General features: G+C 60.4%; 18 protein-coding genes and 1 tRNA gene. 13 read left to right on the forward strand and 6 right to left on the reverse strand.

Annotated features, from left to right (window positions below; all coding sequences use genetic code 11):
• Positions 1 to 9 precede the first annotated feature (9 nt).
• On the reverse strand, positions 10 to 234 hold the full coding sequence (locus ABD997_RS04635) for a DUF3820 family protein (protein WP_345315834.1): 225 nt from the start codon (positions 232 to 234) through the stop codon (positions 10 to 12).
• A gap of 48 nt (positions 235 to 282) precedes the next feature.
• Here ABD997_RS04635 and ABD997_RS04640 point away from each other — a divergent pair, with 48 nt between their 5' ends.
• The 3 genes from ABD997_RS04640 to rrtA are packed head-to-tail and all read left to right on the forward strand — an operon-like array spanning position 283 to position 2,693.
• Positions 283 to 1,371 (forward strand): PLP-dependent cysteine synthase family protein, encoded by a 1,089-nt coding sequence (locus ABD997_RS04640; protein WP_345315835.1) that lies wholly within the window; start codon positions 283 to 285, stop codon positions 1,369 to 1,371.
• Positions 1,364 to 2,065, forward strand: coding sequence for a 7-cyano-7-deazaguanine synthase QueC (gene queC, locus ABD997_RS04645; protein ID WP_345315836.1), 702 nt, complete (start codon positions 1,364 to 1,366; stop codon positions 2,063 to 2,065). Before ABD997_RS04640 ends, queC begins: the two co-directional genes overlap by 8 nt.
• A complete protein-coding gene (gene rrtA, locus ABD997_RS04650) occupies positions 2,058 to 2,693 on the forward strand; it encodes a rhombosortase (protein ID WP_345315837.1) in 636 nt (211 codons plus the stop codon). The genes queC and rrtA overlap by 8 nt, the downstream gene beginning before the upstream one ends.
• 94 nt (positions 2,694 to 2,787) lie before the next feature.
• Here rrtA and ABD997_RS04655 read toward each other — a convergent pair whose 3' ends face one another.
• From ABD997_RS04655 to ABD997_RS04665, 3 genes are read right to left on the reverse strand one after another with little or no spacing between them, the layout of a single operon-like run.
• A complete protein-coding gene (locus ABD997_RS04655; protein WP_345315838.1) occupies positions 2,788 to 3,183 on the reverse strand; it encodes a hypothetical protein in 396 nt (131 codons plus the stop codon).
• A 60-nt stretch (positions 3,184 to 3,243) separates the two neighbouring features.
• Positions 3,244 to 5,241, reverse strand: a complete 1,998-nt coding sequence (gene uvrB / locus ABD997_RS04660; protein ID WP_345315839.1) for an excinuclease ABC subunit UvrB — start codon at positions 5,239 to 5,241, stop codon at positions 3,244 to 3,246.
• A gap of 14 nt (positions 5,242 to 5,255) precedes the next feature.
• Positions 5,256 to 6,563 (reverse strand): MATE family efflux transporter, encoded by a 1,308-nt coding sequence (locus tag ABD997_RS04665; RefSeq protein ID WP_345315840.1) that lies wholly within the window; start codon positions 6,561 to 6,563, stop codon positions 5,256 to 5,258.
• A gap of 728 nt (positions 6,564 to 7,291) precedes the next feature.
• Between ABD997_RS04665 and ABD997_RS04670 the strand changes: the two genes are divergently transcribed.
• From ABD997_RS04670 to ABD997_RS04715, 10 genes are all read left to right on the forward strand, one after another.
• Positions 7,292 to 9,163, forward strand: a complete 1,872-nt coding sequence (locus ABD997_RS04670; RefSeq protein ID WP_345315841.1) for an EAL domain-containing protein — start codon at positions 7,292 to 7,294, stop codon at positions 9,161 to 9,163.
• Positions 9,164 to 9,291: 128 nt separating this feature from the next.
• Positions 9,292 to 9,870, forward strand: coding sequence for an electron transport complex subunit RsxA (gene rsxA, locus ABD997_RS04675; protein ID WP_345315842.1), 579 nt, complete (start codon positions 9,292 to 9,294; stop codon positions 9,868 to 9,870).
• 4 nt (positions 9,871 to 9,874) lie between these two features.
• The gene (rsxB, locus tag ABD997_RS04680; protein ID WP_345315843.1) at positions 9,875 to 10,429 is read left to right on the forward strand and encodes an electron transport complex subunit RsxB; all 555 of its coding nucleotides are present in this window, start codon (positions 9,875 to 9,877) and stop codon (positions 10,427 to 10,429) included.
• A gap of 3 nt (positions 10,430 to 10,432) precedes the next feature.
• Positions 10,433 to 12,901 (forward strand): electron transport complex subunit RsxC, encoded by a 2,469-nt coding sequence (rsxC, locus tag ABD997_RS04685; protein ID WP_345315844.1) that lies wholly within the window; start codon positions 10,433 to 10,435, stop codon positions 12,899 to 12,901.
• Entirely contained in the window at positions 12,901 to 13,953 is a 1,053-nt protein-coding gene (rsxD, locus tag ABD997_RS04690) for an electron transport complex subunit RsxD (RefSeq protein ID WP_345315845.1), read from the forward strand. The genes rsxC and rsxD overlap by 1 nt, the downstream gene beginning before the upstream one ends.
• A gap of 13 nt (positions 13,954 to 13,966) precedes the next feature.
• Entirely contained in the window at positions 13,967 to 14,605 is a 639-nt protein-coding gene (gene rsxG, locus ABD997_RS04695; RefSeq protein ID WP_425557046.1) for an electron transport complex subunit RsxG, read from the forward strand.
• Positions 14,602 to 15,300, forward strand: coding sequence for an electron transport complex subunit E (locus ABD997_RS04700; RefSeq protein ID WP_345315847.1), 699 nt, complete (start codon positions 14,602 to 14,604; stop codon positions 15,298 to 15,300). The genes rsxG and ABD997_RS04700 overlap by 4 nt, the downstream gene beginning before the upstream one ends.
• Positions 15,301 to 15,318: 18 nt before the next feature.
• Complete coding sequence (nth, locus tag ABD997_RS04705) at positions 15,319 to 15,960, forward strand: endonuclease III (RefSeq protein ID WP_345315848.1); 642 nt, start codon at positions 15,319 to 15,321, stop codon at positions 15,958 to 15,960.
• Positions 15,961 to 16,099: 139 nt separating this feature from the next.
• Positions 16,100 to 16,173 (forward strand) — tRNA-Cys (locus ABD997_RS04710).
• A 140-nt stretch (positions 16,174 to 16,313) separates the two neighbouring features.
• Complete coding sequence (locus tag ABD997_RS04715; protein ID WP_345315849.1) at positions 16,314 to 17,084, forward strand: hypothetical protein; 771 nt, start codon at positions 16,314 to 16,316, stop codon at positions 17,082 to 17,084.
• A gap of 65 nt (positions 17,085 to 17,149) precedes the next feature.
• On the opposite strand, the gene ABD997_RS04720 is transcribed toward ABD997_RS04715, so the two are convergent.
• Complete coding sequence (locus ABD997_RS04720) at positions 17,150 to 17,467, reverse strand: integration host factor subunit alpha (RefSeq protein ID WP_345315850.1); 318 nt, start codon at positions 17,465 to 17,467, stop codon at positions 17,150 to 17,152.
• A gap of 5 nt (positions 17,468 to 17,472) precedes the next feature.
• On the reverse strand, positions 17,473 to 19,860 hold the full coding sequence (gene pheT / locus ABD997_RS04725) for a phenylalanine--tRNA ligase subunit beta (protein WP_345315851.1): 2,388 nt from the start codon (positions 19,858 to 19,860) through the stop codon (positions 17,473 to 17,475).
• Positions 19,861 to 19,867: the final 7 nt, after the last annotated feature.

The following is a 19,867-nucleotide window of genomic DNA, read 5'->3' on the forward strand; positions in this document are numbered from 1 at the left end:
CGGTCGCTGTCATCCCCGGCGTTCCGTTTGCACCAATGGCTTCAGAAGGTAACTCAGGCCGTTGTGCTTGATCTCCAGCATTAGGGCCAGTTTGGGTCCCAGTGGGGGGGCCGGCCAGCCCCGATTCTGCATCCAAACCAGATAGGCGATAGGCAGACGGGAAAGCGGTTGTCCCGCATACTTGCCAAAGGGCATTGTCTCGTTCGCCAGTTGCCTTAACAGTTCAGGGTTCATTGCGTTACCATCTCGCCATTAACATGCCAGCCATTATACGGAAGATTTATGCCTCGCAGTTGGGTTAACTGGGCCATCGCCCAAATCGAAGCCGATTTTCAGCGCAGCGCTGATACCCACCTTATTAAACTCGACCTGCCCGCCCTACCGCAGATCGATATCTACTTGAAAGACGAGAGCACCCACCCCACAGGAAGCCTGAAACACCGACTGGCCCGCTCCCTCTTTCTCTATGCCCTCAGCAACGGATGGATCCAGTCGAACACTCCGGTGATCGAGTCCTCCTCCGGCTCCACCGCCATCTCCGAGGCCTACTTCGCACGCCTGCTGGGGTTGCCGTTTATCGCAGTAATCCCCAAAAGTACGGCTCAGAAGAAGATCGATCAGATCGAGTTCTACGGCGGCCGATGTCACCTGGTCGAACCCAAGGATATCTACACCGAAAGTGCCCGCCTGGCCAAGGAGATGAACGGCCACTACATGGACCAGTTCACCTATGCGGAGCGAGCTACCGACTGGCGCGGCAACAACAACATCGCCGACGCTATCTTCAACCAGATGAAACGGGAGCGTTTTCCCGAGCCCCGCTACATTGTGATGAGCCCCGGTACCGGCGGCACCTCCGCCACCATAGGTCGCTACCTGCGCTACCAGCAGCACAACACGGAACTGTGCGTGGTGGACCCGGATAACTCGGTATTCTTCGAGTACTACCATCGCCGTGATCCCAGCCTGGTCAGCGATGCCTGCTCGCGCATCGAGGGGATTGGCCGCCCACGGGTGGAGCCCTCCTTCATCCCCGACGTGGTAGACCAGATGCGCCAGGTACCGGACGCCGCCGCCATCGCCACCATGGAGTGGATCAGCGGCCAGTTGGGCCGTAAAGTGGGCGCGAGTACCGGCACCAACCTTTACGGCGTACTCCAGTTGGCGGAGGAGATGCAACAGCGTGGGGAGTCCGGTTCCCTGATCACTCTGCTGTGTGATTCCGGCGAACGCTACCTGGACAGCTATTACTGCCCCGAATGGGTTGCTGAGCGTATCGGCGATGTCCACCCCTACCGTGAAGCCCTTCACCGCTTTAGCCAGACCGGCCGGCTCACGGCACCCACCCCACAGGAGGCCACCCATGCCTGACATCTCTATCGCCGTTGTGGTGTTTTCTGGCGGCCAGGACTCGACCACCTGCCTGGTCCAGGCCCTTAAGCAGTACGACGAAGTTCATGCCATCACCTTCGATTATGGCCAGCGCCATGCCGAGGAGATCGCGGTGGCCCGGGAGCTGGCCAAGACCTTGGGGGTAGCCGCCCACAAGGTGCTGGATGTGAAGCTGCTCAATGAACTGGCGATCAGCGCCCTGACCCGAGACAGTATCCCGGTGGCCAACGAGTTGATGGAAAATGGGCTGCCCAACACCTTCGTACCGGGTCGCAACATCCTTTTTCTGACCCTGGCAGGGATCTACGCCTACCAGATCGGTGCCCAAACGGTGATCACCGGGGTTTGCGAGACCGACTACTCCGGCTACCCCGACTGTCGCAACGAGTTCGTGAAGGCGCTGGAAAGAGCACTTGAGCTGGGTATGGACCGGCCACTGACTCTACGCACGCCCCTGATGTGGTTGGACAAAGCCGAGACCTGGGCCCTGGCGGACCACTACCAGGCATTGCCGCTGGTGCGCGACCAGACCCTGACCTGTTACAATGGCATCATCGGCAGCGGCTGCGGCCACTGCCCCGCCTGCGAACTTCGGGCCCGGGGACTGTCCCAGTACCAAGCAGCGCCCGCTCATTACCAACATCAGCTTCAGGAGAAAGGCGCCCTTGTGTGACCGCAGCGCTCCCTTCGGCTATCCGAGCTTGGATCAGATCGGCCTGCCACTGCTACTCACAGGGCTGGCACTGTTGTGCTGGGCCAGCGGATCGGTATTTGAACACCTGATATGGGCACGCAACGATCTCGAGAGTGGGCAGTGGTGGCGGCTCTGGAGTGGCCACCTGCTGCACTCCAACAACGCCCACCTGTTGATGAATCTGGGTGGGTTGATCCTGATTTTCGCCCTGCATCAACCCCACTACCGTTTCCTGCCAATGCTGCTTCTTAGCATCGCGATGATGGCGCTGATCAGTCTTGGGATCCTCTACTGGGTACCCGGGATCAGCCGCTACGTCGGCCTCAGCGCGCTACTCCATGGCCTCTTCACCTGGGGCGCCTTGATGGATATCCGCGTCGGCTGGCGCAGCGGTTACCTGATGCTGGTCGGGGTCTTGGTCAAGGTCGGTTGGGAACTGGTTAGCGGCGGCAGTGAAGACACCGCAGCACTGATCGATGCCCGGGTCGCGGTGGAGTCTCATGCCTTGGGAGTGGCCAGCGCCCTAGCGCTCTTTTTGCCCTACTGGGGCTGGCTAAGCCTGCGCCATAAAGCGGGCAGGGCTCAGCCTTTGATCCAGAGCGACTGAACCTGTCCTACTAAACCGCGGTACAAAAACAGGGCCCTCATAGTGAGGGCCCTGTTTGGTGCTATGCGACACGTCGGTCATGAAGGGGCAAAGGCTACCAACGGGTTGCGTAACTGCCGCTGCCCTGCCCCTCCTTGAAACTTTTGGCCATCAGCCGCATCGCCTCATCATAATCCCCGTTCATGGCAGCGCGGTACTGGTCCTCCTTGAGCACACGCTCGCGGATCCCCCCCGCCGCAGTGGGAAAGTCCTGTAGCAGGAGGTTGATGTCCTCCTCCCAGCCTGGGCCATAGGGCGCCGGCGTATGATCGGTACCGTAGTAGGCGAGACCAATCACATCAGCTTGACCACGCTGGGTCAGGGCACTGCGCAGCTGCGACACCTCCATAGGCCCGGAACTATCGAGCGTTGGGCGGGGCCCCAACACCGCCGCTACGGCACCCAGCAGGGCGATCCCAAGAAACAGTTTGCGTTCAGTAGTTGCCAACATAACGCCTCCCCACACTGACTCCATCTTGGATTAAGTATGGCAAGGGGTCAGCGTTTGCGCCTATCCGCTCACCAGTTGGGCCTGCAACTGGGCCACTTCATCCCGTAACGCCGCCGCCTGCTCAAACTCCAGGTCCTTGGCATGCTGGTACATCTGCTTCTCGAGGGCGGCGATCTCCTTAACCAGCTGCTGCGGCGACTTGATGGCGTAATCCGGTTTGGCCTCCGCAACTTTGCGTGCGCCGGGACGTTTACCGCCGCCAAGGTCCATCACATCGGTGATCTTCTTATCCAGCCCCTTGGGCACGATGCCATGCTCCGCATTGAACGCCTCCTGCTTGGCACGCCGCCGCTGGGTCTCCTCGATGGCCCGCTGCATCGAGCCGGTGATGCGGTCGCCATAGAGTATCGCCTTGCCGTTCACGTTCCGGGCGGCGCGGCCTATGGTCTGGATCAGCGAACGGTCCGAGCGCAGGAACCCCTCCTTATCAGCATCAAGGATCGCCACCAGAGACACCTCCGGCATGTCCAACCCCTCCCTCAGCAGGTTGATCCCCACCAGCACATCAAAGGTGCCCAGACGCAGATCCCGGATGATCTCCACCCGCTCCACCGTTTCCACGTCGGAGTGCAGATAACGAACCTTTTGGCCATGCTCCTCCAGGTACTCAGTCAGGTCCTCCGCCATCCTCTTGGTCAGGGTGGTCACCAGCACCCGCTCCCCTACCGCCACCCGTTTACGGATCTCCGACAGAAGGTCATCCACCTGGGTGGCTACCGGGCGAACCTCGATCTCCGGGTCCAGCAGCCCAGTAGGCCGAACCACCTGCTCCACCACTTCGCCGCCGGATTTCTCCAACTCGTACGCCGCCGGCGTGGCGGACACGAACACCGTCTGCGGCGCGATGGACTCAAACTCCTCGAACTTCAAGGGACGATTGTCCATCGCCGAGGGAAGGCGGAAACCAAACTCCACCAGGGTCTCCTTGCGGCTGCGATCCCCTTTGTACATCGCCCCCAACTGCGGCACCATCACGTGGGACTCGTCGATCACCAGCAGGCCATCGTCCGGCAAGTAATCCAGCAGTGTCGGGGGCGGCTCCCCCGGTGCCCGACCGGAGAGGTAGCGGGAGTAGTTCTCGATCCCGGAGCAGTAGCCCAGCTCCAGCATCATCTCGATGTCAAACTGGGTTCGCTCCTTGATCCGCTGTGCCTCGATCAGCTTGTTGTTATCCAACAGCTGCTGATGGCGGACCTTCAGCTCCGCTTTGATATCGTCGATCGCCTCGAGGATCGTCTCCCTTGGGGTCACGTAATGGGTTTTGGGGTACACGGTGTAGCGGGCAGTGGTCCTCTCCACGGCGCCGGTGAGGGGGTCAAACAGACTGATCCGCTCAACCTCCTCGTCAAACAACTCCACCCTGACCGCATCCCGTTCGGAGTCCGCCGGAAAGATGTCGATCACCTCCCCGCGAACTCGGAAGGTTCCCCGTTCAAACGCGGCATCATTGCGCTGGTACTGAAGCTCCGCCAGGCGCTTCAGGATATCCCGCTGGTTGATGATGTCTCCGACCCGAAGGTGCAGCAGCATCGCCATGTACGCCTTAGGATCCCCCAGGCCGTAGATGGAGGAGACGGACGCCACCAGGATCACGTCACGTCGCTCCATCAGCGACTTGGTCGCCGACAGACGCATCTGCTCAATATGGGCATTGATGGAGGCGTCCTTCTCGATGAAGGTGTCGGTAGAGGGCACGTAGGCTTCCGGCTGGTAGTAGTCGTAGTAAGAGACGAAATACTCCACCGCATTCTGGGGAAAGAACTCCTTCATCTCCCCATACAGCTGGGCAGCCAGGGTCTTGTTGTGGGCAAGGATGATCGTGGGCCGCTGCAACTGGGCTACCACATTGGCCATGGTGAAGGTTTTACCGGAGCCGGTCACCCCGAGCAGGGTCTGGTGCGCCAACCCGGCCTGGATCCCCTCAAGCAACTTTGCGATGGCCTCAGGCTGATCGCCGGCGGGCTGAAAACGGGACTGAAGTTTGAAGGGGCGGCTCATGCCTGGAACACCTCTTAGCGTTTGGACGGACTCGGTAGTGGCGCGGTTGGGTGGTGAAGACAGCGATCCAGCCAGCGCCAGGCGATGATCGCCGTGACGAGATTCGCCACCACCACGCCGGAGAAAACACCCGGCAGGCCCGCCAGTTTACCACCGATCCATGCCAGCGGCAGGTAGGTGACAAAAAGCCGGATAATCGACAGAGTCAGCGCGTTCATCGGTCGGCGCAGGGCATTGAAGCTCGAGTTCGTCAGGATCACCACCCCCTGCGGTCCCCAACTGAGGGGCAAGATCGCGATCAACAGTCCCAGACTCTGGGCCACCTCGGCGTCCTGGGCAAAAAGTGCCGCCAGTTGTCCGGAAAGGGCCCAGAGCGCCAGGTAGATCCCCCCCTGCCAGATCAGGATGAACCGGATCACCGAGCGGTACAGGTGCTGCACCCGAGCCATCTGACCCGCCGCGGCATTTTGACTGATCAGTGGTGGCAGGCTCATTGACAGCGTGAGGATCACCAGGGTGGCCAGGGACTCCAGGCGGGTACCCACACCCAGCGCCGCCACCGCCGCATCCCCATACTGCGCCACAATGGCCGTCATCGCCGCCATCGCCATGGGGGTCAGCATGTTAGCCCCGGCCGCCGGCGCGGCCACCGCCAGTAACTGCCGTGCCGCCAACACCTGTGCCCGACGCCGGCGGTACCAGCCAAGCGCCTTCATCCGGACCAGCAGCATGTACAGGATGAGTAGGCTGGATAACCCGTAGGCGATCACCGTCGCCCAGGCCGCGCCCGCCAAACCCAATGCAGGAAACGGGCCCCAACCGAAGATAAACAGCGGGTCCAGGGCGGCATTGGTAAAGGCACTGGCCGCCATCACCAGACTGGGGCCCCGGGTATTACCGTTGGCCCGCATCACCGCGTTGCCCACCATGGGAAACGCCACAAAGATCGCCCCCATCAGCCAGACCGACATGTAGTCATCGGTCAATTTACGCATCGCCTCGTCTGCGCCCAACAGCCGGAAGATGGCATCGTGGCCCAACCACACCGGCACACTTATCACCAGCACCAGCAACGCCGACAGCGCCAGTGCCGTGCCGCCAGCGGCGCGGGCACGGGCCGCTCTGCCTCGCCCCAGTGCGGTGGCCACCATCGCCGAGGTGCCTATCCCCAAACCAATCACCATGGAAAAGAGGGTGAAAGTGACCGGGAAGGTGTAGGAGAAGGCAGCCAACTCTTCGGTACCCAGCAAACTGACGAAATAGGCATCCACGAAGTTAAAAGAGGTCAGCAACACCATCGCCAGCAGTAACGGCCAGGTCATGCGTTTCAGGTGGGCGACGGGGTCGCCTTGGGTTAATTGATGAACGGGCGGGCGGGACAACGACTTCTCCAGAATGAAGATCGAAACAGAAACGGGTGCGCAACCCGACTTTAACACAGTCGATTGGATTCGCGCAGCGTCCAGGGGATCGCCCGCACTCCACCGGTCAGGCTCTAAGTGATTGAATAGTATAAGGTCAAAACTTATACACAAAGGTCCATCAGTACGCCTCAAAGCGGCGTCAAACCGGGATTTTTCGACCGCGACGACGCCACATAAACACGGTTATCCACAAAAACAGTGGATAACCAGAAGAAGGTCGCGCCCCGCCTCAACTTATAAAAGTCAATGGGTTAAATACCTTATTTTTCCATCTCCGGGTGATGTTCTTGGAGGAGCGAGCTCCGGTGGTGGGGCCGCCGTGAACGGCCGGCAGGCTTGCCAAATTTCGGGCTCGGCAAGCGCAGATCCCGCACTTCGCCAATCTGCTCTTGCACCGGCACCGATTTTGCCTATCGGATCCGCCCCAATGGGATGCCTTGAAAAATCGCAGAACCCGCCGAAGTTTAAACGTAAGGACCCTTAATCGTTGCGAAATTGCACCGCCAAAAGGCCACCGGCGTCTACGCTTGGTAATAATCTGGCCTGACAGGATCGAAAGACTTGACCCTAGGCGTGGTAGGCGGTGTAACCTACGGGCCATTGAGTGAAAAAGGACTTATCACAGAATGTTCGGTATTCGATTTGGCAGCTTAGCGCTGCTGCTCACTGGTTTGTGCTCCATCGCGCTGCTGATGAGCATGGACCTGCTTCTGACACAGCAGCGAGTCAATGCCGACCGCGACGCCCTGGCCTCCCTGCTCTCCCGGGAAGCTGTCACGATCACCGAGCTGACCGAGATGTTCCCGGTACAGTACTACCGCATCGAGTCCCCGAATTCGGAGATCATTGAGCAGCACGGGATCTTTCGCGTCAACCAGCACTGGCTCGGTGCCGTTCTGCCCGCCGAAAAATTTCAAATCAGCGTAGCGCTGCCGGGTCGCCAAATCGAAATGGGGTTGGATCTGGATCACTACCTGGCTCAAAGCGATATCATCCGATACGGTCTGCTTGGCACGCTCGTTATCCTGTTTTTCCTCAGTCTGTGGCTCTCACTGGCCGCCGACAGGCGGATATGGCGCCAGAGAAACCTTCTGATCTTCGCCATCGAGCGCTTACCCAGCCTCACCCTGCCCAATGCGCTTAACGCCACCCGGGGTCCGTTCAAACCCCTGGCCAAAGCCATTATTGAGACACGTGAGCAGCTCAAACTGCAGTCTGTTGAGGACAGGCAGGCCAAGGAAGAGCATGAGCAGCGCGCCCGAATCGATCCTATTACCCAGTTAGCGAACCGCGCCGCGTTTAACCAGGATATGGAGAACGGGCTTAAGGGCGGTGTTGCCCATGGACAGTTGGTGATGCTTCGCAGTTGTGCCTTGGAGGAGATCAACCAGCGGATGGGGAAGCAGGCAGGCGACATCTACCTGGCCACCATTGCCGCCAACCTTCAGCGTCTGGCCAATGATCAGAAGCACGCCTCGCTCTACCGTTACAGCAGCAGCGACTTTCTGTTGCGACTGCCCGATGTTAAACCGGAAGAGTTAGTTCCGCTGCTGGAGCCCATCGGCAAGCAACTCAAAGAGATAGCCGAGCGCGAAGGGGTCACCTCCGCCGGCTATATCGGCACAGTCCCCTACACCGTCAACTCCCGCCTCAGTCAGCTGCTGATCCAACTGGATACGGGTGTCAGTGTGGCCCAGTCCCAGGCGCCAAACAGCTTCTTCTGCATGACTGAGGCGACCATGTCGCTGAACCTTGACCGCGACCGGTGGGAGCGCGTAATCGACGACGTATTGGAAAATGGCCGGGTGGAGTTCACCTACCAGCCGGTCTTTGAGACACACAGCAAGTCGGTCATATACGACGAGTTGTTCGTCCGTTTTCACAACGAACAGGGACAGCCTCTGCCGACGGAGACACTGTTCGCTGCCGCAGCCAGCTACGGTAAGACCGTGGATCTGGACAAGTTGATCTTCAACATGCTCACCCGCGAGATCAACCGAGACGATGACCCCGCACGCTGTTTTGGCGTCAACCTGGCCAACCGTTCCCTGAACGAGCCCAGTTTCCTGCTTTGGCTGGAGCAGCGGCTGCGCAACTCCCCTAACCTCAAGGGGCGTCTGATCCTTGAGGTTAGCGAGCACGCCATTGAAACCGGACCCGAATCGATGCGCCGCTGGATCGGCACCCTGCATAAGCTGGGGGTCCGCATCGCCATTGAGCATTTTGGTCAGGGGCTGACCTCTTTCCGTAGCCTGCATGCTCTGCGCCCGGATTTTGTCAAACTGACGTCCCACTTCACCAAGGGGATCGACAACAACAGCAACAACCGTTTCTTCATCAAGATGCTGATCGACATCGCCGTTCGCCTGGAAATCAAGGTGATCGCGACCCACGTGGAAAAGACCGAAGAGAAAACCACCCTGGAGGCCCTGCGTCTCGATGGACTTCAGGGGCATCTTCTGGCCGCCACCAAGCCCCTGACCGAAGAAACCGCCTAGATCTGTCCCCCGGCTCCGGCCGGGGGCGTTTTATGTCCTAACAGCGCAAAACCCTATTGCCGGTCGGTTGTTTAACGCGGCGGGTTTACCGATAATATCGGCTTATTCCTTGCTGTGATCCTGTTTTCATGACCGAATATCTGCTGTTGCTGGTAAGCACAGTCCTGGTGAACAACTTCGTGCTGGTGAAGTTCCTGGGCTTATGCCCCTTCATGGGGGTGTCCGGAAAACTTGAGTCCGCCATCGGTATGTCGATGGCGACGGCTTTCGTGCTGACTCTCGCCTCCACCCTGAGCTACCTGGTCAACCACTACCTGCTGGAACCCCTGGCACTGACCTACCTGCGCACCCTCGCCTTCATCCTGGTGATCGCCGTGGTGGTTCAGTTGACCGAGATGGTGGTGCGGAAAACCTCCGCCAGCCTGCATCGCGTACTGGGGATCTACCTGCCACTGATCACCACCAACTGCGCCGTGCTGGGGGTTGCCCTGCTCAATGTCACTGAGCAGCATGACTTCATCGGTTCGGTGCTGTACGGGTTCGGCGCCGCCGTCGGCTTCGGCCTGGTGCTGGTCCTTTTTTCCGCCATGCGTGAACGCTTGGCCGCGGCCGATGTCCCGACCCCCTTCAAGGGAGCGTCCATCGCCATGATCACCGCAGGATTGATGTCATTAGCCTTTATGGGCTTCATTGGACTGGTAAAGTAATTCCATGAGTAGTGTTGTTGTCGCTGTCGGGCTGCTGGCCCTGCTGGCGCTGGTATTCGGCGTGGTCTTGGGCTTCGCCGCCATCAGGTTCAAAGTGGAAGGCGACCCCATGGTCGAGCAGATCGAGCAGGCGTTGCCCCAGACCCAGTGCGGCCAGTGTGGTTACCCCGGTTGTCGTCCCTATGCCGAAGCGATCGCCAAGGGAGAGGCACCCATCAACCGCTGCCCGCCGGGCGGGGAAGCGACGGTGGCCAAGCTGGCGGACATGCTGGGGGTTGAACCCGAGCCCCTGGACGCGGACGCCGCCGACAGTCAGCCCAAGGTCGCCTTCATCATCGAAGAGGACTGCATCGGTTGCACCAAGTGTATCCAGGCCTGCCCGGTGGATGCGATCCTGGGCACCGGCAAGCAGATGCATACGGTGATCGCCGACCTCTGTACCGGCTGTGATCTTTGTGTCGAGCCCTGCCCGGTCGATTGCATCGAGATGCGCCCGGTGGCGATGACTCCGAAAAATTGGCACTGGGATCTCAAGCAGATCCCGGTCAAGCAGGTGTAAACCGTGCAGACATTACTAGAGCAACTGGATCAAGGCCAGCTATGGACCTTCCCCGGTGGGATCCACCCGCCGGAGCGCAAAACCCTGTCCAATCAAACCCCGATCAAACGGCTGCCGCTGCCACCCTCGCTATGGATACCCCTGCGGCAGCACGCCGGCAGCGAAGGGATGCTCCGGGTGAAACCCGGTCAGCGTGTCCTGAAAGGAGATGCGCTCACCTGGGCGGACTCCCCCTGGTCGGTGCCTGTCCATGCCCCGACTTCCGGTACCATCGCTGCCATCGAACCCCGAGTGACAGCCCACCCCTCGGGACTGAGAGAGCTCGGGGTTGAGCTTATCCCCGATGGCCAGGATCACTGGCGGCCGCGGGAGACCCGCAGCAGCGTCCAAGGGCTGGAGCGGGACGAACTGCACCGAGTTATCCGCGATGCGGGGATCGCCGGCCTCGGTGGCGCCACCTTCCCCGCCGCAGTCAAACTGGCACCCGCTAACCGCGTCACCGCCCTGCTGATTAACGGTGCCGAGTGCGAGCCCTACATCAGCGCTGACGACCGCCTGATGCGCGAGCACGCCGGCGAGATCCTGCTGGGGATCGAGGTGCTGATCCATATGCTGAACCCGGACCGGGTGGTGATCGCCATCGAGGACAACAAACCGGAAGCCCTGGCAGCAATATCGAAGGCTCTGGAAGCCAGCCACTTGGATCAGGAACAGGTCAAGATCCGCTCGATCCCCACCAAGTACCCCTCCGGATCGGAGAAGCAGTTGATCCAGATTCTCACTGGACAGGAGGTCCCCAAAGGCAAGCTGCCCGTGGATCTCGGCATGCTGATGCATAACGTAGGTACCTGCTACGCCATCAAGAAAGCGGTGTTCGATGATGAGCCGCTGATTGAGCGCGTGGTGACCATCACCGGTGAGCAGGCTGGCCAGGCTGGAAACTACTGGACACTGCTGGGCAGCCCGATCCGCTGGGTATTGCAACAAAGCGGCGCCAACCCCCTCCCCGCCCAACCGCTGATCATGGGAGGCCCCATGATGGGCTTCGCCCTACCGGATATTGATGCCCCTGTGGTCAAGGCCACCAACTGCCTGTTGGTACCCAGCCGTGAGGAGTTGCCGGAACAACCCAAACCTCGCAACTGTATCCGCTGCGGTGACTGTGCCCAGGTCTGTCCTCAGCTGTTGCTGCCACAGCAGCTTTTCTGGCATAGCCAGGCTAAGGAGTACGACAAGGCCGATAAGCTCAACCTGTTCGACTGCATCGAGTGTGGCGTCTGTGCTTATGTCTGTCCTTCAGACATCCCCTTGGTGGAGCACTACCGTATCGCCAAGGCCGCCCTGCGCGACCAGTCCACCAGCGCCGCTAAGGCGGAACAGGCCAAGATCCGATTCGAAGCCCGCAAGGCTCGACTGGAAGCGGAGAAACAGGCCCGGGAGCAGCGGTCACAGCGGGCCAAGGCCACACCGGGGGCCGCGCCCAGCGCCGGCGTCGCCGCGGCCATTGCCAAACTCAAGGCCAAGCAGGCCGAACAGAGTCCGGAAGCGAACGAGGGCAAGGGCGACGAGCAGGATATGGCGGAGCTGCGTCGCCAGCGCAAAGCCCAGGCCCGGGTGGCCAAGGCACAAAAAGCGCAGCCCTCCCCGGACGATGCCCCTAAAGCCGCCGTCGCCGCCGCTATCGCCCGTGCCAAAGCCAAGCAGGCACAAGCGCAGGGCAGTGCCGAGCCCACAGAGCCGAGCCAGGACACGCAGCCAACGCCAAAACCCTCCACAAGCAGCAGCGACAGTGCCAAAAACCCCGCCGTGGCTGCTGCCATTGCCCGTGCCAAGGCGAAGCAGGCGCAAAAGCAGGGCGAGAAGGGCGACACTGAGCGCACCAGGGAAACCTCCGTGGACCAAAGCGGCTCCGCCGGCCCATCAGGTGCTTCAAAAAGCCCCGCCGTAGCCGCCGCTATCGCCAAAGCCAAAGCGAAACAGTCCGCCGCAACCGCAGAGGCCCGCCCAGCAGGCGATACCCTCACCCAAGGCGGTACCGGCGACGCCCCTGAGAAAAAAGATGCCGGCGACGCCAAACGCAAAGCCGCCGTGGCTGCCGCCATCGCCAAAGCCAAAGCGAAACAGGCCGCCGCGACCGCAGAGGCCCGCCCAGCAGGCGATACCCTCACCCAAGGCAGTACCGGCGACGCCCTTGAGAAAAAAGATGCCGGCGACGCCAAACGCAAAGCCGCCGTAGCCGCCGCTATCGCCAAAGCCAAAGCGAAACAGGCCGCCGCGACCGCAGAGGCCCGCCCAGCAGGCGATACCATCACCCAAGGCAGTACCGGCGACGCCCAGGAGAAAAAAGATGATGGCGACGCCCGGCGCAAAGCCGCCGTGGCTGCCGCCATCGCCAAGGCCAAGGCGAAACAAGCGGCTGCCCGCTCCCAAGGTGGCGACACTCAAAAGAACGATGAGAATGAGAACGACTGATGGCATTTAAGATCGCCTCCTCCCCCCACCTTTCGTCGCGGACCCCCACCGCCAAAGTGATGCTGCTGGTGGCCCTCTGCACGATTCCCGGCGTGCTGGCCCAGTGGTTCTATTTTGGCTGGGGCACCCTGGTGCAGATCACCCTGGCGGTACTCACCTGCCTGCTGGCGGAAGCGTTCTGTATCCGACTGCGTGGACGCGATGTCGCCCTGACCCTGAAGGACAACACGGCCCTGGTAACCGGGCTGCTACTGGGGATCTGCCTGCCACCATTGGCCCCGTGGTATATCCCGGTGCTGGGAAGCATTTTCGCCATTGTCTTGGTCAAGCAGCTCTACGGTGGCATCGGTCAGAACCTGTTTAACCCCGCCATGGCAGCCTACGTCACCCTGTTGATCTCCTTCCCGGCGCAGATGACCCAGTGGCTGCCGCCTCAGCACCTGGCAGCCCAGACCCTGGGACTCACAGAGAGTCTGGTGGCGATCTTCGCCGGCTTTGCGCCGCTCGACATCAGTTTCGAAGCGCTGCGACTGGGTATCGATGGCAGTACCATGGCCACGCCGCTGGACACATTGAAAACCGACCTTACCCGGGGCTTCACCACCGGTGAGAGCCTCGCCAAGCCTATCTACGGTGCACTGGGCGGCGAAGGCTGGCTCTGGGTAAACCTGGGCTTCCTGCTCGGTGGCCTGGCCCTGCTCAAACTCAAGGTGATCCGGTGGCATATCCCCGTGGCGATGCTGGGTACCCTATCGCTTTGCGCCCTGCTGGGCATGCTACTTGCGCCGGATGCAACCGGACCGCTCGGTCTGCACCTCTTCTCCGGTGCGACCCTGTTTGGCGCCTTCTTTATCGCCACGGACCCGGTCTCCGCGGCGACCTCCAACCGGGGTCGCCTCGCCTTCGGCGCGCTGATTGGCCTGCTGGTCTACCTGATCCGAAGCTTCGGCGGCTACCCGGATGCGGTGGCGTTTGCCGTCATGCTGGCCAACCTGAGCGTGCCGTTGATCGACTATTACACCCGCCCCCGCACCTACGGACACCGGAGCTAAGATGATCCCGTCCATGACCCGAAACGGCCTGCTCCTGGCCCTGTTTGGCCTGGCGGCGGCTGGCCTGGTGGCCCTCACCCATGAGGGCACCAAGGACCGGATCGCCGAGCAGCAAAAGCAACAACTGGTCGCGACCCTGGCCCAGATCCTGCCAGGCGACCTGTACAACAACGCGCCGCACGATGACTGTCGCCTGCTGCAAAGCCGGCAATATCTCGGCACCCGCGAACCCCAGCCGGCGTTCATCGCCCGACGGGATTCAGAGCCGGTGGCAATGGCAATGGAAACCGTGGCCCCGGATGGCTACAACGGCGATATCCACCTGATTGTCGGGATCCGCTGGAACGGGGAGATCCTCGGGGTGCGCACCCTCAACCATAATGAGACACCCGGCCTTGGGGATCTGATCGACATTCGCCGCTCCGATTGGGTCACCCGCTTCAGCGGCTACCAGCTCGAGTCGGAGAAAGATCCTCGCTTTGCGGTCAAGCGTGACGGCGGTGAATTTGACCAGTTCACCGGTGCCACCATCACCCCTCGGGCCTATGTCAAAGCGGTGAAAAACGCCCTGATCTACTTCAACAGCAACAAGGCTAAGCTGCTCCAGGCCCCTCGCTGCTGGAGTGAAAACGAACAAGGAGCACAGCCATGAGCCATCCCCCCTATCGCGATATTGCCTGGCAGGCTCTGTGGAAAAACAACCCCGGCATCGTCCAGTTGCTGGGGCTCTGCCCGCTGCTGGCGGTGACCAATACCCTGACCAACGCCCTGGGGCTGGGGTTGGCCACGTTGCTGGTGCTGGTCGGTTCCAACATCCTGGTCTCGTTGCTGCGTAAAGGGATCCCCAACGAAATCCGGATCCCGGTGTACGTAATGATCATCGCCTCCTTGGTGACCTGCGTGCAGTTGCTGGTCAACGCCTACGCCTATGGGCTCTATCTCAGCCTGGGGATCTTCCTTCCGCTCATCGTCACCAACTGCGTCATCATCGGTCGTGCCGAGGCCTTCGCCTCCAAGAACCCGGTGGGGATCGCGGCCTGGGACGGTCTGATGATGGGGCTGGGTTTCACCCTGGTACTGATGATCCTTGGCGGTACCCGCGAGCTGGTTGGCCAGGGCACCCTGTTTGATGGTGCCGACCTGCTCCTGGGGGATTGGGCCACGATACTCAGGGTCCAGGTGTACCATCTCGACAGCCCCTTCCTGCTGGCGCTGCTACCGCCTGGAGCCTTTATCGCCATGGGGTTACTGATCGCGGCGAAAAACCGGCTCAATAGCCGCGTAGAAGCGATGGTCAGCCCCCGAAGCGATGTAAAAGCCCCGGTTGAGCGGGTACGGATAAGCTAACAAAGGGACTTAAGAGGCATGAATAAAGAGAAAAGGCGCCAGATCCTGGAGCGCCTGCGTACCAACAACCCCCACCCGGAAACCGAGCTGGAGTTCTCCTCTCCCTACGAACTGCTGGTGGCGGTGGCGCTCTCCGCCCAGGCCACCGACGTCTCCGTCAACAAAGCAACCCGCAAGCTGTTCCCGATCGCCAATACGCCAGAGGCGATGCTCAACCTTGGGGTCGAGGGAGTGAAGGCGCATATTAAGACCATCGGCCTTTACAACACCAAGGCGGAGAATGTCATCAAGGCGGCACGCATACTGGTGGAGCAACACAATGGGGAGGTTCCCCAGGACAGGGCGGCGCTGGAAAAGCTGCCCGGCGTTGGCCGTAAGACCGCCAACGTGGTCCTCAACACCGCGTTTGGCTGGCCCACCATTGCCGTCGACACCCATATTTTTCGCGTATCCAACCGCACCAAGTTCGCAGTGGGAAAAAATGTCGATGAGGTGGAGCAGAAACTGCTCAAAGTGGTTCCCGCCGAATTCAAGGTCGATGTCCATCACTGGCTTATCCTTCACGGGCGATACACCTGCCTCGCGCGCAAACCCCGTTGTGGGTCCTGCCTGATTGAAGACCTCTGTGAGTTCAAGGAAAAGGTCTACCCGGAGGAGTAAGGCCCCGCTGAAACTGAGCAGATTTTAAACCCTCGTCGCCCTGCCGCTTAACGATTGCCCGAACACTCCGCCGCGGCCTTGCACCGGTCCAGGCTTTCTGGTCTAATCCCCTCGCTGTCGCACACAAGCGACAGCTTATGGCGCGTTGGCAGAGTGGCTATGCAGCGGATTGCAAATCCGTGGACCTCGGTTCGACTCCGGGACGCGCCTCCAACTACGAAACAAAAACGCCGCTCCTCGGAGCGGCGTTTTTGTTTTTCCTCTTCCCCACTCCAAGCCCCTAAATTCTCGGCACAAAGAGTCATTATTTGCCAAGCTTGATGCGTTGATTAACAACGCACTACGGAGGCTCCATGAATCTTTTCTGTCGCTCCATCGCCCGCAAACTAGTCTGGGTCACCCTGCCCCTTGTGATGGCATTCAGCGCCGTCCTTCATGCCGAAGATACGCTGGCTGACCACTGGATGGTCACGCCCAAAGCCGGCGAGCAAAAGACGTTCGAAGAGGCACTCAAGAAACATCTCAACTACCGCCAGGGCAAGGGCGATCCTCGCCAGTGGAAGGTGTACGTCCAGGTCCTGGGTGAGAACCTCAATACCTATATTATCCGCAGCTGCTGCTTCAAATGGGCGGAGATGGACCAATACCGTCAGTGGGGCCAGGATAATCGCACTACGGATCATTGGAACGACCATGTTAAACCCTTGGTGGCCCATGCATCCCATAATTTCAGCCGCCTGGATATGGTCAACAGTCACTGGCCGGAAGATGACAGCGAATACCAGTATTTCGGCGTCAGCCAAATGAAGGTCAAGGCCGGCCATGCCGCCTCGACCCGTAGCGATCTCGCGACCATCAGCGATCACGCCAAGGAGATGAAGTGGCCCTACTTCTGGTCCTGGAGCTGGCAGGAGGCCGGGGATAACACCCTCTCGCTGGTGACCCCTTTCCCCAACTATGCGGCCATGGAATCCCCACAAACCAGCTTTTTCGAAGCCCTGAAACAACACCTCTCATCAGAGAGCCGGGCACAGAAGTTGATAGAGAGCTGGAGCAGCCACTTCAGTGACAGTCGCTACGACCTCTACCGTCTGCGCACTGACCTGTCGATGACCAAACCATAGAGGGAACTGCCCCGAGCATAAAAAAACGCTGCCGATGGCAGCGTTTTTTCGTTTCTGGGATCACACTACTGCGCGTCATCCAGGTGCTCGGTGAGATGCTCTGACTCCTCGATCCGCGCCTTGAGTTTCTGGCCCGGCCGGAAAGTCACGACCCGACGCGCACTGATGGGGATATCTTCCCCGGTTTTCGGATTGCGTCCGGGACGTTGATTCTTTTCCCGCAACTCGAAGTTTCCAAAACCTGACAGCTTTACCTGCTCGCCGTTTTCCAGCGCTTGGCGGATCTCCTCGAAGAAGATCTCCACCATATCTTTGGCATCCCGCTTATGCAGGCCAAAGGAGTCCACAAGTCGCTCTGCCATGTCGGCTTTGGTCAGCGCCATAATGTTCAGTCCCTCAACTGTGCGTTGAACTCTGATTGCAGGGCGTTGACAATCTTCTCGACCGCCTGAGCGATCTCTTTCTCTTCCAGAGTGCGCTCAACGTCCTGCAAGGTTAAGGCGATGGCGAGGCTCTTATGCCCCTCTTCCACACCTTTACCGCGATATACATCGAACAAGTTTACGGCAACCAACTGATTTGAGCCAACTTTTCTTATCAGATTCTTAACATCCCCAGCGTTGACGCTGTCGGCCACCACCACCGCGATATCCCGACGGTTAGCGGGAAACTTGGATACCGGTTGCGCCTTGGGCAGCACACGCTGTTCGATCGCCGCCAGCTCGAGCTCAAACACGATGGTGCGACCATTCAGGCCGAGCTTCTTCTCGTGCTGCGGGTGAATCGCACCGATGTAACCGACCACCTTGTCGCCTTTGACAATCTCGGCGCTTTGGCCAGGGTGCAGTGCGGGGTTGGCCGCTGGACGGAAAGAGAAGGCGTGCGGGTCATTGGTCAACGCCAGTACCGCTTCGAGATCGCCCTTGAGATCGAAGAAATCCACGCTGTTAGCCGCCATGTCCCAGTGCTCATCACTCTGGGTACCGGCAATCACCGCTGCCAACATCCCCTCCTGGCGTACACCATTCTCAGCCTGCTCATCAGGGATGAAACGCAGGCCGGACTCAAACAGGCGGACACGCCCCTGCTGACGGGCCTGATTATAGGCCACCGCACCCAACAGCCCGGTGAGCAGCGATAGGCGCATGGCGGACATCTCGGAGGAGATGGGGTTGGGCAGGACCATCGGCGCCACGTCCGGGTGCAGACGGGCCTGCAACTTGGGATCCACGAAGCTGTAGGTGATCGCTTCCTGGAAGCCACGATCCACCAGCAGGCTGCGAACACGCTTCACCGGCAGGACCGCTTCACGGTGGTCCGTCATGGTCAGCGCAGCAACCGGAGCGAGGTTGGGGATGTTGTTGTAGCCGTAGATCCGGGCCACTTCCTCGATCAGGTCCTGCTCGATGGCCATGTCAAAACGCCAGCTTGGTGCGGTCGCCTGCCAGCCATCGGTCACCGTGGTCACGTCACAGCCCAGACGCACCAGGATGTTGTGCACCGTGGCGTCATCGATATGGTGGCCCAGCAGGCGGTCCAGCTTTTCGCGGCGCAGGGTGATGGTGGCCGCCTTGGGCAGGTGTTGGTCCGATTTCACCTCGACCACGGGACCCGCTTCACCGCCGCAGATGGCGATCAGCAGTGCCGTCGCCCGCTCCATCGCCTTGGCTTGCAGTTGGCTGTCGACGCCGCGCTCGAAGCGGTGGGAGGAGTCGGTATGCAGACCGTAAGAGCGTGCTTTACCAATGATGGAGAGCGGGTTGAAGAAGGCACACTCCAGCACCACATCGGTGGTCGCCTCGGTGACACCGCTGTGCTCACCACCGAAGATCCCCGCCAGGGCCAGCGGGCCCTTATCATCGGCGATCAACAGGGTGTCTTCGCGAGGCTCCACCTGGTTACCATCCAGCAGGGTCAGGCTTTCACCGGCCCTGGCCAGACGGACCTGGATATCACCCTGAAGCTGGGCACGGTCAAACGCGTGCATCGGCTGGCCATACTCCAGCAGCAGGAAGTTGGTGACATCCACCACGGGATCGATAGAACGGATCCCACCGCGACGCAGCTTCTCCTGCAGCCACAGCGGAGTCTCAGCCTTAACATTGATGTTCTTGATCACCCGGCCCAGATAACGGGGACAGTGCTCGGGAGCATCAACCCGGATCCCAACCACATCATCGATCACCGGTGCGACCGGAGCCACTTCCGGTTCGGTGACGTCGCAGCTGTTGAGCACACCCACTTCCCGTGCCACGCCCACCAGGCCGAGACAATCGGCGCGGTTGGGGGTCAGGTCGATCTCGATCTGCCGGTCGTCCAGCTTCAGGTAGTCACGGATGTCGGTGCCAACAGGTGCGTCAGCCGGCAACTCAATGATGCCATCGGACTCAACGTCGATACCCAGCTCGGTGAAGGAGCAGAGCATGCCGTGGGAGGGTTGGCCACGCAGCTTGGCTTTCTTGATCTTGAAGCCACCGGGCAGCTCGGCACCCACGGTCGCACAGGCGACCTTCAGACCCAGGCGGCAGTTCTTGGCGCCGCAAACGATGTCCAGCAGCGCATCGCCACCGACATTGACCTTGGTCACCTGCAGTTTATCCGCATCCGGGTGGGGGCCACATTCGACCACTTCACCCACCACAACGCCACTGAAAGTGGCGGCCACCGGCTCGATACCGTCCACTTCCAGGCCCGCCATGGAGATCTGCTCGGACAGTTCCAGAGTGCTGATCGCCGGGTTTACCCACTCACGCAACCAGGATTCGCTGAATTTCATTTTCCCT

Origin of the sequence: Ferrimonas gelatinilytica (assembly GCF_039544205.1) — a bacterium.
GTDB classification, from domain to species: Bacteria; Pseudomonadota; Gammaproteobacteria; order Enterobacterales; family Shewanellaceae; genus Ferrimonas; species Ferrimonas gelatinilytica.

What these genes read in the sequence shown, in the direction of transcription:
- ABD997_RS04640 (WP_345315835.1), top strand. Translation starts at nt 283, where the DNA reads ATGCCTCGCAGTTGGGTTAACTGGGCCATCGCCCAAATCGAAGCCGAT.
- queC (WP_345315836.1), top strand. Translation starts at nt 1,364, where the DNA reads ATGCCTGACATCTCTATCGCCGTTGTGGTGTTTTCTGGCGGCCAGGAC.
- rsxB (WP_345315843.1), top strand. Translation starts at nt 9,875, where the DNA reads ATGAGTAGTGTTGTTGTCGCTGTCGGGCTGCTGGCCCTGCTGGCGCTG.
- ABD997_RS04670 (WP_345315841.1), top strand. Translation starts at nt 7,292, where the DNA reads ATGTTCGGTATTCGATTTGGCAGCTTAGCGCTGCTGCTCACTGGTTTG.
- rsxA (WP_345315842.1), top strand. Translation starts at nt 9,292, where the DNA reads ATGACCGAATATCTGCTGTTGCTGGTAAGCACAGTCCTGGTGAACAAC.
- rsxG (WP_425557046.1), top strand. Translation starts at nt 13,967, where the DNA reads ATGACCCGAAACGGCCTGCTCCTGGCCCTGTTTGGCCTGGCGGCGGCT.
- ABD997_RS04635 (WP_345315834.1), bottom strand. Translation starts at nt 234, where the DNA reads ATGAACCCTGAACTGTTAAGGCAACTGGCGAACGAGACAATGCCCTTT.
- pheT (WP_345315851.1), bottom strand. Translation starts at nt 19,860, where the DNA reads ATGAAATTCAGCGAATCCTGGTTGCGTGAGTGGGTAAACCCGGCGATC.
- ABD997_RS04655 (WP_345315838.1), bottom strand. Translation starts at nt 3,183, where the DNA reads ATGTTGGCAACTACTGAACGCAAACTGTTTCTTGGGATCGCCCTGCTG.
- ABD997_RS04700 (WP_345315847.1), top strand. Translation starts at nt 14,602, where the DNA reads ATGAGCCATCCCCCCTATCGCGATATTGCCTGGCAGGCTCTGTGGAAA.
- rsxD (WP_345315845.1), top strand. Translation starts at nt 12,901, where the DNA reads ATGGCATTTAAGATCGCCTCCTCCCCCCACCTTTCGTCGCGGACCCCC.
- ABD997_RS04715 (WP_345315849.1), top strand. Translation starts at nt 16,314, where the DNA reads ATGAATCTTTTCTGTCGCTCCATCGCCCGCAAACTAGTCTGGGTCACC.
- uvrB (WP_345315839.1), bottom strand. Translation starts at nt 5,241, where the DNA reads ATGAGCCGCCCCTTCAAACTTCAGTCCCGTTTTCAGCCCGCCGGCGAT.
- nth (WP_345315848.1), top strand. Translation starts at nt 15,319, where the DNA reads ATGAATAAAGAGAAAAGGCGCCAGATCCTGGAGCGCCTGCGTACCAAC.
- ABD997_RS04665 (WP_345315840.1), bottom strand. Translation starts at nt 6,563, where the DNA reads ATGACCTGGCCGTTACTGCTGGCGATGGTGTTGCTGACCTCTTTTAAC.
- ABD997_RS04720 (WP_345315850.1), bottom strand. Translation starts at nt 17,467, where the DNA reads ATGGCGCTGACCAAAGCCGACATGGCAGAGCGACTTGTGGACTCCTTT.